The organism is Sporolactobacillus shoreicorticis (assembly GCF_024125445.1).
GTDB classification, from domain to species: Bacteria; Bacillota; Bacilli; order Bacillales; family Sporolactobacillaceae; genus Sporolactobacillus; species Sporolactobacillus shoreicorticis.
In genome coordinates, this window is record NZ_JAMXWM010000020.1 from 58,661 (window position 1) to 74,895 (window position 16,235).

General features: G+C 49.8%; 19 protein-coding genes and 1 riboswitch. All 19 genes read left to right on the forward strand.

The features are described from left to right. Positions 1 to 331: 331 nt before the first annotated feature. The 19 genes from spoIIID (at position 332) to NIE88_RS15295 (ending at position 16,029) form a co-directional block, all read left to right on the forward strand. Positions 332 to 601: a sporulation transcriptional regulator SpoIIID gene (gene spoIIID / locus NIE88_RS15205; RefSeq protein WP_023509445.1), complete on the forward strand. Its 270-nt coding sequence runs from the start codon at positions 332 to 334 to the stop codon at positions 599 to 601. 169 nt (positions 602 to 770) lie between these two features. Further along, positions 771 to 1,772, forward strand: a complete 1,002-nt coding sequence (locus NIE88_RS15210) for a rod shape-determining protein (protein WP_253063382.1) — start codon at positions 771 to 773, stop codon at positions 1,770 to 1,772. A 151-nt stretch (positions 1,773 to 1,923) separates the two neighbouring features. Beyond that, the gene (locus NIE88_RS15215) at positions 1,924 to 2,739 is read left to right on the forward strand and encodes a flagellar hook-basal body protein (RefSeq protein WP_253063384.1); all 816 of its coding nucleotides are present in this window, start codon (positions 1,924 to 1,926) and stop codon (positions 2,737 to 2,739) included. 18 nt (positions 2,740 to 2,757) lie between these two features. Next, entirely contained in the window at positions 2,758 to 3,600 is an 843-nt protein-coding gene (locus tag NIE88_RS15220; protein ID WP_253063386.1) for a flagellar hook-basal body protein, read from the forward strand. Positions 3,601 to 3,614: 14 nt separating this feature from the next. Continuing rightward, complete coding sequence (locus tag NIE88_RS15225) at positions 3,615 to 3,947, forward strand: DNA-directed RNA polymerase subunit beta (protein ID WP_253063388.1); 333 nt, start codon at positions 3,615 to 3,617, stop codon at positions 3,945 to 3,947. A 17-nt stretch (positions 3,948 to 3,964) separates the two neighbouring features. Next, positions 3,965 to 4,396, forward strand: a complete 432-nt coding sequence (gene fabZ / locus NIE88_RS15230; protein ID WP_253063390.1) for a 3-hydroxyacyl-ACP dehydratase FabZ — start codon at positions 3,965 to 3,967, stop codon at positions 4,394 to 4,396. A 277-nt stretch (positions 4,397 to 4,673) separates the two neighbouring features. After that, positions 4,674 to 4,784: riboswitch (SAM riboswitch) on the forward strand. Positions 4,785 to 4,907: 123 nt separating this feature from the next. Further along, positions 4,908 to 5,051, forward strand: coding sequence for a hypothetical protein (locus NIE88_RS15235; protein ID WP_253063392.1), 144 nt, complete (start codon positions 4,908 to 4,910; stop codon positions 5,049 to 5,051). A gap of 208 nt (positions 5,052 to 5,259) precedes the next feature. Beyond that, positions 5,260 to 5,412, forward strand: a complete 153-nt coding sequence (locus NIE88_RS15240; RefSeq protein ID WP_253063395.1) for a hypothetical protein — start codon at positions 5,260 to 5,262, stop codon at positions 5,410 to 5,412. A gap of 107 nt (positions 5,413 to 5,519) precedes the next feature. Beyond that, positions 5,520 to 6,035 (forward strand): thioredoxin domain-containing protein, encoded by a 516-nt coding sequence (locus NIE88_RS15245; RefSeq protein WP_253063397.1) that lies wholly within the window; start codon positions 5,520 to 5,522, stop codon positions 6,033 to 6,035. A 590-nt stretch (positions 6,036 to 6,625) separates the two neighbouring features. Next, entirely contained in the window at positions 6,626 to 7,054 is a 429-nt protein-coding gene (locus NIE88_RS15250) for an MmgE/PrpD family protein (RefSeq protein ID WP_253063399.1), read from the forward strand. 11 nt (positions 7,055 to 7,065) lie between these two features. After that, positions 7,066 to 7,584, forward strand: a complete 519-nt coding sequence (locus tag NIE88_RS15255; RefSeq protein ID WP_253063401.1) for an MmgE/PrpD family protein — start codon at positions 7,066 to 7,068, stop codon at positions 7,582 to 7,584. Continuing rightward, positions 7,559 to 7,951 (forward strand): MmgE/PrpD family protein, encoded by a 393-nt coding sequence (locus tag NIE88_RS15260; protein WP_253063403.1) that lies wholly within the window; start codon positions 7,559 to 7,561, stop codon positions 7,949 to 7,951. The genes NIE88_RS15255 and NIE88_RS15260 overlap by 26 nt, the downstream gene beginning before the upstream one ends. A gap of 304 nt (positions 7,952 to 8,255) precedes the next feature. Further along, complete coding sequence (locus NIE88_RS15265) at positions 8,256 to 9,482, forward strand: MFS transporter (protein WP_253063405.1); 1,227 nt, start codon at positions 8,256 to 8,258, stop codon at positions 9,480 to 9,482. Positions 9,483 to 9,499: 17 nt separating this feature from the next. Then, positions 9,500 to 10,273 carry an IclR family transcriptional regulator gene (locus tag NIE88_RS15270; RefSeq protein WP_253063407.1) on the forward strand — a complete coding sequence of 258 codons (774 nt, stop codon included), beginning with the start codon at positions 9,500 to 9,502 and terminating at the stop codon, positions 10,271 to 10,273. Between the two features lie 136 nt (positions 10,274 to 10,409). Then, positions 10,410 to 11,678 (forward strand): Zn-dependent hydrolase, encoded by a 1,269-nt coding sequence (locus tag NIE88_RS15275; RefSeq protein WP_253063409.1) that lies wholly within the window; start codon positions 10,410 to 10,412, stop codon positions 11,676 to 11,678. Further along, entirely contained in the window at positions 11,675 to 12,457 is a 783-nt protein-coding gene (locus NIE88_RS15280; RefSeq protein WP_253063411.1) for a dihydroorotate dehydrogenase electron transfer subunit, read from the forward strand. Before NIE88_RS15275 ends, NIE88_RS15280 begins: the two co-directional genes overlap by 4 nt. Continuing rightward, the gene (locus tag NIE88_RS15285) at positions 12,457 to 13,362 is read left to right on the forward strand and encodes a dihydroorotate dehydrogenase (protein ID WP_253063413.1); all 906 of its coding nucleotides are present in this window, start codon (positions 12,457 to 12,459) and stop codon (positions 13,360 to 13,362) included. The genes NIE88_RS15280 and NIE88_RS15285 overlap by 1 nt, the downstream gene beginning before the upstream one ends. Positions 13,363 to 13,496: 134 nt before the next feature. Further along, positions 13,497 to 14,891 carry an allantoinase AllB gene (allB, locus tag NIE88_RS15290; protein WP_253063415.1) on the forward strand — a complete coding sequence of 465 codons (1,395 nt, stop codon included), beginning with the start codon at positions 13,497 to 13,499 and terminating at the stop codon, positions 14,889 to 14,891. Positions 14,892 to 15,012: 121 nt separating this feature from the next. Next, on the forward strand, positions 15,013 to 16,029 hold the full coding sequence (locus tag NIE88_RS15295; protein WP_253063417.1) for an LptM family lipoprotein: 1,017 nt from the start codon (positions 15,013 to 15,015) through the stop codon (positions 16,027 to 16,029). Positions 16,030 to 16,235 lie beyond the last annotated feature (206 nt).

Here is a 16,235-nt window from a genome sequence, read left to right on the forward strand (position 1 = left end):
AGAGGACGTGTTTTTTTACGATCGGATCAATTCTCACATTCTCATTTCAAAAGATGAACTTTCCAGCCCGCGCCCGGCATGAAAAGTTCATCTGAACCATAACAATGCGTCCGCTGAGCAGAAAAAGTGGGACGTGCTCCTGCTCGTCAACCCTTGTCCCTATTGACTTTTTGGCATATAACCGGAACTCGTTTAATAAGATGTTACAAACTCACATACGGGGTTTCGAGGTGAGCGCGGCGGGCTTGGAACGAGCATGATGCGTTGAATAAGTTCCGTTTCCTCCAAAGATTGTCTCATTTCGCATTCATGATTACAGGAGGCGAGTGGTGTGCACGATTACATCAAAGAGCGTACGATCAAGATTGGAAAGCATATCGTGGAGACAAAAAAGACGGTACGGGTCATTGCCAAGGAGTTCGGAGTGTCAAAAAGTACCGTTCACAAAGACTTGACGGAGCGGCTGCCGAACATCAATCCGGAACTGGCAAACGCAGTAAAAAATGTGCTCGATTATCACAAGTCGATCCGCCATCTTCGGGGAGGGGAAGCAACTCGGCTGAAATATCAAAAAGATACCGAACAAGCAGTTCAGCACTGATTTAATTTCTACTGTAAAGAGATGATGCTCCAAATCGGAATTTCGGATCGACCGGAAGCTTTATTTTTCGACAAAAACTCCCTGTTCGTATGGATTTTATGCTAAAATGAAATAATGATTGATAAATATCCTGGAAAAGTTCCGGGTGTTTTGACAGGGAGGATTTGACGTGTTTTCAAGAGATATCGGAATTGATCTCGGTACGGCGAATGTGCTGATTTATGTCAAAGGACAGGGCGTCGTTCTGAATGAACCGTCAGTAATCGCAATTGATACGGATACGAAACAAATGCTGGCAGTCGGTGAAGAAGCAAGACGAATGGTTGGACGTACGCCTGGTAATATTGTCGCGATGCGTCCGCTACGCGACGGCGTCATTGCAGACTTTGAAATCACAGAACTCATGCTGTCGCATTTTATTGATAAAATTAATGTGAAAGGCTTCTTAAAAAAACCGAGAATTCTGATCTGCACACCGACTCATATCACATCGGTTGAACAGAAAGCGATTCGGCAGGCAGCCGAACGAAGCGGCGGAAAACAAGTATACCTTGAAGAAGAACCGAAAGTAGCCGCGGTCGGCGCCGGAATGGATATTTTCCAACCGAGCGGCAACATGGTTATCGATATCGGCGGCGGAACGACCGACATTGCTGTCCTCTCTATGGGCGATATTGTGACCTCCCAGTCCATTAAACTGGCGGGTGACAAGTTCGACCAAGAGATCCTGAACTACATTAAGAAGAGATACAAACTGCTGATTGGCGAACGTACCGCAGAACAAATCAAAGTAACCGTTGGTACCGTTTTCAAGAACGCACGCGACGAAAGTATGGACATCCGCGGTCGCGACATGGTGACCGGTCTGCCGAAAACACTGACGATTCACTCGAAGGAAATCGAAGAAGCACTTGCCGATTCCGTCGGCACACTTGTCCGCGCAGCAAAGAACGTGCTCGAACAAACACCGCCAGAACTCTCTGCAGACATCATCGACCGCGGCGTCATTCTCACCGGCGGCGGGGCGCAGCTTCACGGCATTGACCAACTGCTCGCAAGCGAGCTCAAAGTGCCAGTAGTTGTGGCCGACAACCCGATGACCTGCGTCGTCGAAGGCGCTGGCAAAATGCTCGAACATCTGGATAAATTACCGAAGCGCAAAGCGAACTGACAGCTCTGCGCTTTCGCGCATAAAGAATAAGGACAAAGGGTTATGGAAAAGTGCGGCGTCCGCCGCACCGAACGGCAGCGTTTCAGCACTCCGCGCGCAAGCATAGTGCAAGACGTGATGAGTAAAATTCAAAACAGGCAGGTGAAGGAGATTGATCAGAGGCTTGTATACATCGGCTGCAGGCATGATTGCCCAGCAGAGAAGACAGGAAACTTTATCAAACAACTTGAATAACGTGGACACTCCTGGTTATAAAAGTGATCAAAACAAACTGCGCACGTTTCCAGAACAATTGATTAACCGTTTAGGCGGCGACGTAAGCGCATCGACGGAGGTTGGCAGCCTTGCGACCGGTGTGTATATGGATGAAGCAGTTCCCGACTTCTCACAGGGAACGGTCACGGAAACAGGCAAAATGACTGATGTGGCGCTTATCACATCGGCGCTCCCGGTTAATCCGCAAACCGGCGTTCAGGAAGGCGCCTTGCTCTTCAATGTCCGCACACCTGCGGGTGATGCCCGCTACACGCGTAACGGCCACTTTACCTTGAGTCCGACCGGCTATTTGACTGATGATGCGGGTGATCAGGTATTGAATACCGCAGGACAGCCGATTCAGCTTCCGTCCGATCAATTCCAACTAGCCGCCGATGGCACGATTACGTCCGGCGGAGTGAATTACGGACAAATCGGCGTCAGCTATGCGGCAAATACCAATCAACTGGTCAAAGAGGGCAGCGGTCTGTTTCGGCTCGATGGCGGCGGTGCACTCCCCGCAGCAAACGGCAACGGGCAAGTAAACTTTAATCTGAAACAAGGTTTTGTTGAAGGATCTAACGTTCAGGCAGATCAGACCGTCACCGATATGATGGAATCATACCGATCTTTTGAAGCAAACCAAAAAGTACTGCAAATCATCGACGGCTCACTTGATAAAGCAGTGAATCAAGTTGGCCGTATAAGCTAAAAAGGGCAGGTGAGTGTGATGCAGCGGCAAATGATGGCTTCGGCAGTAACACTAGGACAAGTTCAGCAGCAGCTTGCGACGGTCGCGGACAACATTGCGAATGTCGGTACGACCGGCTATAAAAGCAGGGATGCGAAGTTTACCGATCTGCTTTTCCAGCAAATCGACAACATGACCCCGGCTGATGTCGACCGAACGGACGCAACCAATCGGTTGACTCCATCCGGAATCCGTGACGGTTCTGGTGCACGAATCGGCGATACATCACTGGATCTTTCTATGGGCACGATAGAGCAGACCGATAATCCGCTCGACCTTGCTCTGACCAATGATCACCAATTTTTCACCGTGAATCACGGCGGCGCAACGGTGTATACACGCAACGGTGCCTTTAATACGCAGCCAGATCCTAATAATCCGAACACCCTGCGCCTGCTCACGAAAAGCGGCGATGCACTGCTCGGCACGAACGGACAGCCAATCACGATTCCGGCGCATTACCAAAGTCTTCAAATCAGCAGCAGCGGTGCGATTTCGGTTGAACTGGCAAACGGTACGCGCGTGAACGCCGGACAATTCGGTCTGGTCACGATCAGCCGACCACAGCTGCTGGAGGGCAGGGGCAACAGTCTTTATGCGTTGCCGAACTTGGCACAACTTGGTATCGGTCTGAATGATGTAGTTCAGCCGGTTGCCGGAAATGCCGGCAGTGTTGCACAAGGCCGGCTGGAAAATTCGAATGTCGATCTGACCAAGGAAATGGCGGATCTGATCAACTTGCAGCACAACTATCAGCTGAACGCGCGATCGATTTCGATTGGCGATCAGATGGCTGGACTCGTCAACGGACTGCTGCGTTAAGCGAGGAACGCGTCATGGGAACGAACGAAAAGCTACATAATAAACCGAAGGTAAGTCCGGAAACGAGAAAAGTTGCCCGAGCGGCGCGTCAAGTGGCACAAAAAGCCGAACGCTTAGCGCCGAAAAAAACAGATGAAGAACAAAAGCCGCTGTTCAATCCGTTCTTCGGGTACAAAAAGCGGCGCTTTCCGATCTGGCAGCGGCTGATTGTCCTGACCGCCCTCTGCGCAATCGCGTTTGTGGCCGGTACGATGCTCGGCTATGGCGGACTCGGTCATCGCAGCCCATGGGCAATCTTTGAACCGGCCACCTGGCAGCATATCTTCGATTTTCTGAAAACGGATTGATTGAAGGGGGCGATTGTTTGTTAACGATCGACGAAATCAAAAAAATATTACCGCACCGTTATCCGTTCTTGCTCGTCGACCGAGTGCTTGAAGTCGAGGACGGCAGGAAGGCGGTTGCTATTAAAAATGTTACGGCTAACGAACCGTTTTTCCAAGGGCATTTTCCCGATTATCCGGTCATGCCCGGTGTTCTGATCGTAGAAGCGCTTGCTCAGGTCAGCGGCATTGCCGTACTGAGCAAGGGCAAGCAAGAAAACATGCTGACGCTCTATGCCGGCATCGACAAATGCCGCTTCAAGCGTCAGGTGCGACCCGGTGATCAACTCAAGCTGGAAGCAGAAATTCTTCGTTTCCGTGCCGGATTCGCCAAAGCCAAAGGCGTCGCCACCGTTGACGGCGAAGTCGCCTGCGAAGCGGAAATGATGTTCGCACTCAAAGCAGCAGAATAAAGGTAGCTATTCAGACGTCCGATGTGATCGGACGTCTATTTTCTTTTTATAAAGTTGCCGGTGGAGAAACGCGGTATTTAAATACTGAGTTGAACATGAATCCGAACCGGATCTATGCATCAAATCCACACGTCTATGAAAATCAAGTGCCAATGCATGAAACGCGGGCACGAACTGATCTAAATTAAACAGATGCAACCGCACTAAAAACATTTAATACTATTAATTCTTATTGACAAACTAGGATTTAAATCATATACTAACATCACAATTTCATTTCTTATCGAGAGTGACGAAGGGAACTAGCCCAATGAAGTCCGACAACCAGCACCTCGAGTGTATGGTGTTAAATCTAGCAGACCGCGGAGACGGTACTGGAAGATAAGATCAACGATTACGTTCAGTAAAAGTTACTTTCTTATTCCAGAAGGTAGCTTTTTTGTTTAAGTGTGGGCAACAAGTCTCCCTTTAAGAAAAATTGGAATGCAGGAAAAGAGGGAGAAACAACAAGATGAGTGAACATGTGGTTCAGAGATTCGGTCCTGAGTATTACTGTGATGAACCAGGCGTGTTTGACAGGCTACCGAAAATTTTGGAGAGCAGACGTGGCAACATGTCTTGCTGGTTCACGGGCATTGATCGTGGGATGCGGTGAAACCTTATCTCCCGCTTGATCAGCTTACCGATGTTACTGAAGCCGTGCATCAAGGCGAATGCCCAGAAAGCGAGATTGCGCGTATCGAGCAATTAAGCCGTAAGCATTCGAATGATGCCCTAAATTGGTGTCGGTGGCGGGAAAATTCTTGATACCGTCAAAGCGGTGTCTGCGCGACAGTCTATTCCATGCCTGCTGTTGCTGACACTTGCTTCGAATCAGCATTGTTTATAAAGAAGAATTCGCCCGTGAGGTCGCTGATAAGGTTGTGTTCATGGCGGAAGGTAAAATTATCGAACAGGGCGCGGCGAACGATGTCCTGCGCGATTCAAAAAATGAGCGCACGCGACGTTTTCTGTAGCAGCTCGACAAGAACAAGGAAGTTACGGTATCAGTATCTTACATTTTTCTTGCGTCTTGCCGCAGATTAAGTTAGCGTAAAAGTAACATCAAATTGGAGGGATTACCATGCCTATACTATCCGACACAGGCTTTCATTTCGGTTCCAAAGAAGCACCGCTGAAATTGACCGTGATAACGAATCTTGCTTGCCCGCACTGCGCCAACTATTTGAAAAACTACGAAACCGAGCTGCTCCCGGCCATCGAAAACAAGCGGCTTGAGCTGATTCTCAAACCGTTCGACAAACCGAAGGTCAGCCTGCTCAAGGGCAATCTGGTGCACCTTTTCCTCGACTACAAGGATCAGGCGGAAACCAACCCAATCATCCTGCAGCTGTTCAAGGATCAGGCAGAATGGAAAGCACTCACGGGCAGCGAGCTCAAGACTTATCTGACCGATAACTACGGCCTGACCGCGCAGCCGGACAACACCGACTACAGCTTGACGATTACCCAGGAAGCGATCGCCTTCGATGCGACCTCTGTACCGACCGGGTTGCTTAGCAAGAACGGCGCGGCTCCGATCAAAGTCACGCAGGACGAGCTGACAAAAGAGCTGGAAGCCGCCGCACCTGCAAACTGATGACGAACGACTTAAGACCGGGCCGGCATATGCCCGGTTTTTTTTATTTTATAAGATAAGAAAGTTTAGCATTTGGCCTGTTGATACAACGATAAGGCCATAAGATTCAGTTGGGCGATCAGGTAAGCGCCCAATCTGCGAAATAGTTGGAAAAGTTCCGCTTAATTCGAAAATGAATGAAAAAACCGCTTAAATAGACGAAGAAATTCCGCTTATCAAATCAAAAAACGTGAAAATGGAGAGTTTTTCTTTGAATAAGCGGAAAAATTACCCTTATTTACCCGTGAAAGAAGCGCTATGACGCATATAACCAGAAAATCTCCGCTTATTTTACTTCGTTACTTAATGAAGAACCAAAGTGATTTATGAAATAAAAATTTCTGTTCAAGGTTGATGATTTAAAACCGCATTTGGAGCGAAACGTCCTGTGAAAGTACGTCCTGCACGCAACGCGAAAGCCGCGGCATCTTGCAGAAGTGAGGACCGGGTGCTTTTTGCCCGGTTTTTTTTAATACGCAAAGGATTTCAATTTCTATTTCATAGACGGAATTCTCCGAATAAATCAATCAATCTATAAGGAGAGACGGAATATGGATCATCAAACGGAAACAATTGTCAAACTCATCCGATCCTCGGATCCGCTGCAGGATATTCAAGCCTTAACCGCTGCGCGAGACGGATTTTTCGATTACATCGCTTCGTCACTCGCTGCCGTCCAAGAACCGGCCGTTGCCAAGCTGCGTGATCATGTTGCACGCGAACCGAGTTCGGCACGCCTAGTTGGTGCCAATATACGGGTCTCCGCGCAAAATGCAGCTTTGTGTAACGGATTTCAAGCGCATTATTTAAATTATGACAACGCCCACTTCGATGTACGCGGACATCCGAGTGCGCCGATTTTGTCCGTGCTGCTTGCCGTATCCGACACGAATACCGATGGTGATGCGTTCCTGCGTGCCTATATCATCGGTGTCGAGTTAATAACGCGTCTTGGCGACCGTCAATCCCTATCATTATGAGCGCGGCTGGCATGCGACCGGCCCCCTTGGCACAATTGCCACCGCAGCCGCAATCAGGCACGTTCAAGCATCTGTCTGATCCCCGGATGGCTCAGGTATTGATTCTTGCGGCAACGCAAAGTGCGGGACTTCGCTTCCAATTCGGCACGGCGGTCAAGCCGTTGCACGCAGGACTTGCGGCCGTCTTTGCCTATGAAACAATAGAAGAAGCGGGCATTGCCGGATCAACGAAGCTATTTGATGAAGCAAACGGCTTTTTTCACGTCTATGAATCCGCCAATCCGGACATGGCCAAATGGAAGCATACATGGGGAAAGACTTGGCGAATCGTCTCGCCGGGGCTGTGGTTCAAATGCCATACGTTCTGTTCGGCCGCGATACAGGGCGCGGATGCGGCACAAAGCCTCTATCGCGCCTATCGATTTGAAGCAACCGATATCGCCCGCGTCGATGTCCTTTTCCCGAAAAACGGCGACAGCGCGCTCATTCGCGCGCCGCAAACAGGTGAAGAGGGGGCGCTTCAGCATTGAATACACTGTCTGGCTCGCCTTGACCGGCAGGCCTTTGGATCGGGACGCGTTCGCACCGGCACCAATTCCGGAGAAAACACGGGCCCAACTGATCAAAGTGTGGCGAATATACAATGATCCCGAGTGGCAAGCCACCGAGCATGCGCGGCCGAAGGGCCGGTACACCGCAGTCAAAGTGACGACCCGATCCGGCCAAACCTTTTCGGAAATTGTCGACCGGCCGAAGGGCAGCCCCGCAAATCCGCTTTCCCAGCTTGAACATCAAGCAAAGCTCAGCCAAGCGACAGCACACGCATGCGAAATAAGCGTAATAATTCATCGATTTGAACACGAGAAACTAGACGCACTCATGGAACCGCTTCAATGATGAACATCAGTCCTCCGATCAACCGATCGGGGGATTGGTGTTGATTAGTCAAGGTGGATGGAGTGGAGATAAATCAATCAACATCCAAGCAGGTGAATTCGCTCCACACCAGTCGGATAAGAAAAAGCTTGTCATATATTCTGACATAATCCTTTTCATTTTTTTCAGTAGCACATACAATAAACTCATTCTTAAATTTTAGTTTATTCAAAATAGAAACGTTGTTCCATTGGATGGAACGAAATTGTATGAAACGCATTGGATATTCATAACAAATTCAGAAAAAGAAGGGTAGAGAACAAAAATGACAGAATCAAGTAATGCCGTGAAATTGAACGAGGTTGGACCTTATCAGCACAAAACCTTGTGGGCATCAATCGTTGGCTATGCGATGGACGGGCTGGATATGATGATGCTTTCCTTTGTATTACCGCTAATTATCGCTTATTACGGCCTCAACTCCGCGCAGGCAGGGAGTATCTCGACGATTACCATGCTTGGTGTTGTAATTGGTGGTTACGCATTCGGCATGCTCGCCGACAGCTATGGACGTGTTCGTGTGTTTACATGGACGATTCTCGTATTCTCTGTGTTTACAGGATTATGTGCCTTCGCACCCAATTACGAAACATTTAATATTTTCCGCTTCCTTTCCGGACTTGGTCTCGGCGGAGAGTTTGGAATCGGTATGACTCTGGTCACCGAAACGTGGCCCAAAAAATTGCGGACACGCGCGACCTCTTATGTTGCACTCGGTTACCAAGGCGGGACGATTCTGGCGACGTTGACGGCAGCGTTTATCGCTCCGCATTTTGGGTGGAAAGGTGTATTTCTTGTTGGTGTCATTCCTGCACTGCTCGCCTGGTGGTCGCGTCGCAGCCTTAAAGAACCAGATATTTGGCTGAAAACAAAGAGTGAGAAGAAGTCCTCTATCTCCATTGTTGAACTTTTCAAGAACTGGCGTATTACCGGCACGACGCTGGGTCTGATCATCATTTGTAGCGTGCAGAACTTCGGCTATTTCGGCATCATGAACTGGATGCCGACGATGCTCGCGCAGCAGCACCACTATACAATTAACGGTACCGTAGTCTGGACGATTTCAACCGTTATCGGCATGGTGATTGGAATTATTACGTTTGCCTGGCTTGCCGACAAATGGGGCCGCAAACCGGCATATATTACCTTTCAAATATGCGCGGCTATTATTGTATGGATCTATTTCCATATTGAAAATCCGACGATGCTCGTTGCGCTTGGCTCTGTTCTCGGCTTCTTCGTAAACGGAATGATGGGCGGTTACGGCGCGCTGCTGGCTGAACACTATACAACGCAAGCACGTTCCACCGCGGAAAATATCATTTTTAATACCGGCCGATTCATCGGCAGCTTCGGTCCGCTGATTATCGGATTTATGGCTATGAATCATTCGCTCAGCGTGGCGCTCGGTACAATCTCATTCGTTTATATTTTGGCGGCAGCTTCAATTCTCCTGCTTGTTCCCGAGACGAAGGGTAAAGATCTTGCTTAAAAAGAAAGGGTGTGATCATGATCGAATGGATGGACCGGTTCGTCAAGCTGATGGATCAAATTAGTGACTGTCCGGCTGCCGGAATTGGGATTGCGGAGCTTTCACGGCAGACCTTGATCAGCAAAGGGACCTTGCATCGCATGCTGCAGAGCATGATGGGTTACCAATTAGTGGTGCAGGATCCGGAATCGAAAAAATATATGCTTGGACCGAAAGCGATGGCTTGGGGCAGTACGTTTCTTCAGAATCGGGATCCTGTTGGTCTGCTTGCACAATACTGCAAACAGGTTGGCGAAGAAACCGGATTGTACGCATTCATCTGCCGCTTTCAATCCGATGAAATTTTTTGCACCCATACGCATCAGCCGTCCAGCATAGGAAACAGCTTTTTCGTCCATGTCGGACAGCGTATGCCGGTGCACGCGGCAGCGGCGGCACAGATCATCCTGGCTTTTCAGTCGGATGAAGTGATTGATCGCCTTTTGAATAAAGAAAAGTTGGATGCGTTGACTCCGTTTACCTTAACGGACACCCATGATCTGCGGCGAAAAATTCACGAGGCACGGCGCGTGCGAGTGGCTTACTGCGAGCAGGAGCTTGAACTCGGCACGGCGGCTTTGTCGGTTCCGATTTTTCATTCGAACGATCAAGCCTTGATCAGCATGAGTCTGGTAGGCGAGTATCATTATTTCGACACAAATAAAGAAAAGCTGATTCGGGCATTGCAGCGAGTGGCAGAGCAGGCAAGCGATCATCTGAGCTCGATGCAGGCACTCAGTTCATTATTTTAAAAAAATGCCGGCTGACGAGAGAACTTCTCAAGAAGGCCGGCTCTATTTACTTCAAAGGATGAGCGAGCGATAAAGCATAAAGAGACAATCGGCGACGCAGTCATTTAGGATATGTATTAAGGATGGCGATAGGCAAATGGTAGAAGAACGGAGATTCAAACAAACAATGAATGAAATCGGCAGAATAGGCGGCACAGATCGGGGAATGAAACGACTTGCTTATAGCAGAGAGGAGAGGCAGGCAACGGATTATTTCATCACACAGTGCAAGGCGGCTGGATTATCGGTACGTATAGACGCGGCTGGCAACGTGATCGCGCGCAGGCCCGGCACCTGTCCAGAGCTTCCAGCCGTCGGAATTGGCTCGCATCTTGATACGGTCTATGAAGGTGGAAAGTACGATGGGACAATAGGCGTCCTTGCAGCACTGGAAATTGTGCGTGATCTGAATGATCGGCACATCCGAACGAAGCATTCGATTGATCTTTTCGCATTTGCCTGCGAAGAATCCGCCCGATTCGGATTCTCGCAAATCGGCAGCAAGGCGATGGCCGGGCTGATCAAGCAAAAAGATATCGCGAGTCTTACAGATAAAGAGGGACAGAACATCCAATCCGTATTTGCGGACCGAGGACTTGAATTCAGCCGTCTTGAAGAAGCACGGCTTCCGAAACATGCACTTGCTGCTTTTATGGAAATGCATATTGAACAGGGACCGATCCTTGAAGCAAAAAACACCCCAATCGGTGTGGTGAGAGGGATCGCCGCACCGACACGCTTTAACATCTGCGTGAAGGGACATGCTGCACATTCCGGTTCGACGCCGATGAACCAGAGACAGGATGCTTTGATCGGAGCGGCCGAGATTACCATCGAACTCGAAAAAGAAGCTCGCCGCGAGATGGAGCATGGAACGGTAGCTACGGTCGGAGATATTGAGATTGTGCCCGGCGCAATGAATGTTGTTCCGGGTGAGACCCATCTGAAGGTCGATATTCGCGGTATTTCACGTGCCTCCAAGGATCGTGTTGTCGAATTCCTTTACACATTCCTTGATCACTTACGTGCAACGCGTCATTTGGAGATCGGTTGTACGCTGCTGAGCGATGAGATACCGGTACGCATGAATGCAGATATAATCGCATCCATTGAAAAAGTATGCCGTTGGAAAAAGATTAAATTCATTCGCATGCCGAGCGGGGCAGGACATGACACTATGAATATGGCAGCTCTGTGTCCTGTAGGCATGATCTTTGTACCCTCAATCGGAGGAATCAGCCATCATCCCGACGAACATACCGATCTGCACGACATCATGACCGGAATCGAGGTCCTGGAGGCTGCCGTACTTGAACGAGCAGTCGTTGAGTCCGAAACGAAGGCAGGTGCACAAAACACCCAATGAAAACGTTCGACGCAAGACTAATAGCCAATTATCCTGTAAATGAACGTTATTGGCAGATGACCCTTGATGTTTCTGCGCGCGACACGCCGGCTCGGCCCGGACAGTTTTTCCACATCCGCTGCGGAGACGCATGGAAAAATCCGTTACGACGTCCGCTTAGTGTTTACAACTATGACGACGAATTGCGCCAGCTCGAATTTCTATATCTGATCAAAGGGAGTGGTACAGAGCAGATGACCCGCATGAAAAAAGGCGATTCACTGAATCTAATCGGTCCGCTTGGTCATGGGTTCACTCTGCCGGATCAAGGCCCGCTGCTTCTGGCTGCACGTGGTGTCGGTGTTGCGACATTGCATGCTCTGGCAAGACAGGCGCGTGCCGAAAAACGAGGCGTACACGTGATTATCAGTGCCCGAACTCCCGGAGATTTGTTGACGGTTGAAGCACTGAACCAAATCGGCGCTGTGGTGCATACGGTGACCGATCAAGAAGGAACCAGTTCGACAGCGTCCGTACGCATACTATCCGAACAATTGATTCGGAAAGAAAAGATGGCCGCGATCTATACTTGCGGCTCGCGCAGATTAAGTAAGCTCGTTCAGGAACTCGCAGTGATCTATCATCTAAAAGGCGAGCTGGCGACCGAAGCTCATATGGCGTGTGGCATTGGTGACTGCTACGCCTGCGCGTGCACGGTGTGCAATGACAATCAGTTGAAAACGGTGCGCGTCTGTACCGACGGCCCGGTATTTCCCATTCGTCAGGTGGTGTTGTCATAATGGATTTATCCGTAAAAATCGGCAGCCTCACCCTGAAAAATCCGGTTATGCCGGCATCCGGCACATTCGGATACGAACTTGCGCCACTGCTTGATATCAATCGGCTCGGTGCCATCGTACCGAAAAGCATCACCTTGTCTGCGCGCGGCGGCAATCAAACACCGCGCATTTGTGAAGTGGATGGCGGCATGATCAATTCAATCGGCATCCAAAGCAAGGGCATCGACCAGTATATCGCGTACATCCTGCCCGCCTATCGGCACTATGAACCGCCGCTGATCGCCAGTATTTCCGGCGAAACCATCGACGAATTCGCACAGCTTGCCACGTTGCTGGACAGGCAGGCGGGCGTTGCGGCGCTCGAACTCAATATTTCCTGTCCGAATCTGCGCGATAACGGACAAGCCTTTGGCATGAGCGCAAGCGCAACGAATCAACTGCTTAGCAGCGTGCGTCAAGTAACCGACAAACCGCTGATCGCCAAACTGACGCCGAATGTGACACGTATTCAGGACATCGCTGATGCTGCAGAATGCGGAGGCGCCGACGCGCTCACAGTCGCTAACACATTTCTAGCGATGGCAATTGATACTGAGTCACGCAAGACGCGTATCGGCAACATCATGGGCGGCTTGTCCGGAGCGGCTGTCAAACCGCTCATTGTCCGGCTTATCTATCAAGTGCATCAGGCAACCAATCTGCCTATCATCGGCAGCGGCGGTATCATGAACGGTCAGGACGCTGTTGAGATGTTTCTTGCCGGCGCAACGGCCGTACAAATAGGTACGGCTACCTTTGTCCAACCGAACGCCATGACGACGATCATTGATGAGATTATAACCTACCTCGAACGCCATCGTATTGGCGCAGTCACAGATCTGATCGGCCGCTTCGAGCTTGCTTAAAAAGGGACAGCCGATATGGCAAGGTGCTGGTAAAATCGCAATCCTCATTGTACGCGGCCTTTGCCTATCCGCACGTAAATCCCGTATAATGAGAGACAGCAAAAGCGCACAGAACGGATGGAGGCTCACAACAGATGAACTGGGATTACGTCATTAAGAACGGAACCATCATCACACCACACGAAACCTATCAAGCCCATGTTTATATTAAGGATGAAAAAATCGCCGCGATCTCTAAGCAGCCGCTTGAAGGCGAGACCAAAAAAGAAACCGACGCCACCGGCCAATACATCCTGCCCGGCCTGATCGACGTCCATGTCCATTCACGCGACCCGGGCCCGACCTACAAGGAAGACTTTTTTACCTCAACTCAGGCAGCGGCGGCGGGGGGAATCACAACCGTTTTTGATATGCCGAACACAACGCCGCCGACACGCGACGCATCCAGTTTTCATGCGCAGGTCGCCAACCTGACGCCCAAGGCGCACGTCGACTTCGGCATTTGGGGGATCGCCCTCGGTCCAATGAACAACGCGCAGCTGCCCAAGCTCCACGAGGCCGGCGTCATTGGCTTCAAGTACTTCTGGGGTTACGCCGTCAACAAAAACACGTTCCAACTCACCTACAACTATGAGCCCGGAATGACCGACGTCCTGCCGCCGCTGTCTGACGGAGAAGTCTATGATATTTTTCAAAATGTGGAAAAAACTGGACAAGTGCTGGCCATTCACGGTGAAGACAGCAGTCTGATCCAAGTGCTTACGGAACAGGTGAAAAAAACGGGCCGCACTGATTACAATGCGCTGCTCGACGGCCGACCGAATCTGGCAGAAGAAGTCACGGTTCAGATGGGGACCTCTTTTTCACGCGCGTCCGGCGCCAAGTTGCATGTGCTCCATGTGACAACGGGGGAGGCCGCCGATGCTATCCGACGCGCTCAGGCACAGGGCGCACCGGTCAGCGCTGAGACCTGTCCGCACTACCTGTTCCTCAGCAACGAGGACTATCCCAAGATCGGCCCGGTCATGAAGATCTATCCGCCGGTCAAATACGAGAAGGATAAAGAAGCGCTCTGGGAGGCGATCAGCGACGGCACGATCGCCATCGTCTCATCCGATCACGCGCCGCACACGCCGGAAGAAAAAGCGGGCGGCCTGTGGAAGATTCCCGCTGGCATGCCCGGCACTGAAACGATGGCGCCGCTCATGCTCAATGCCGTGAACGAAGGCAAGCTCAGCCTGCAGAAGCTGGCCGCGCTGATGGCCGAAAACCCGGCCAAGCGCTTCGGCATCTACCCGCAGAAAGGTTCGCTCGAAGTCGGCACCGACGCCGACATCACGATCGTCGACATGAACAAGGAAGCAACGATCAAAGCTGCCGACCTGCACAGCAAGAGCAAAGTCACCGCCTACGACGGCTGGCATGTCAAAGGCGTCCCCGTCGAAACCATTGTTCGCGGCGAGACAATCATGAAGAACGGCGAAATTGTTCACAAGCCGATCGGACATGTAGTCAAGCCAACAAAATAAAAATACAAAAGGCAAAAGTCCACATCCGGACTTTTGCCTTTTCTACGGGCCTTCAGAGTATACGAAGAATCATGCCGTATTTTATAATACATATATACAACTTAAATCGAGGAGAGACGCAATGAAAAAAATCACACGTGTGCTCGTATTTCTATTTCTAGCATTGTCACTGGCTGCTTGCGGTGGAGCTGATTCAGAAAAAGATAATCAAAAACCCGAGACCGCACATGTGAAGAAAGAGGAACCATTGACTCCCTCCGCAAATAGAGGAACGACTGCGTCTCCATCAGGTCGGTCATCGAAAATTGATCCGAATGCCGCTAAAAGGGAATCCTACAGCGGTTATTGGACGTCCACAGGTGATCCGCTTCATTCTATAACCATCCGACCGGACCGCATTTTGTACAACGAAGGTATTGACAAATACGGACAAGTTGCCTGGAGCAATAAGCTGACGGCCAAGGGAAATCAAATCATTATTCAGAACGCGCCGCTGACTGGAGCCGGCGGCCAGGCAGCCGGTTTCGTGACACAGACCATGACCTTATCGAAAGACAAAAAGACGTTGATTGTATCAAAAAATAAGGCTTTCGGCAGTTCGAAAGAGAAGGGTACTGCATGGGCTCAGTACTACATGCGTTTTAATAAACATTACTCCGGCACGTTCAAAAAAGTGGAGAGCCCAAACAGCAAGTCAGCATCTGCCGGCACGCCGAGCAGCAGCGAGAACAGCACAGCAGCATCCAATAAGAATGCCGGCTCCGGATATAATGGCATCTGGTCCAATACAAACAAGACCTTTAACGAATATTATAAACACCAATTTACCGATCATGGACCAACTGAACCAATACAAAATGTAACGATTGAGATGCCGATCTATAACGTCGTGAAAATCTCTATTGAGAATGTACTCGGCAATAGACAGGCGCCAGCGACGATGAAGCACACCGTTGCGATTGATCTTAAGGGCAGAGGACAGTTTCGCTTTGTCGACAGTTTTCATAACAAAGGCGGAATCGCTAAATTTCAATTAAAGGACAACAAGGTCTACTATGAGATACACTACTCAATCAAGCCGCAAAATTCATCCATTTCAGAAGGTGCGCACGTGCTCAGTCTGAAAAAAGGCGTGTAACTCGAGACGGTATCAAAATAAGAAGTGCATAGAATAGGACGTTTTTTCCTTTCTCATGTCGCAAAACAGATTTAATACGCAACAATCACAAAAAAATTGTCCGTTTATAAAACAGTCAAACCGCTCTTTGTTTTGTGGCTGCTTCTTTATCGTTTTTTAGTGCTGCCAAAGTGTATACATAAAACATAAAAAAACCGCGACTCAAC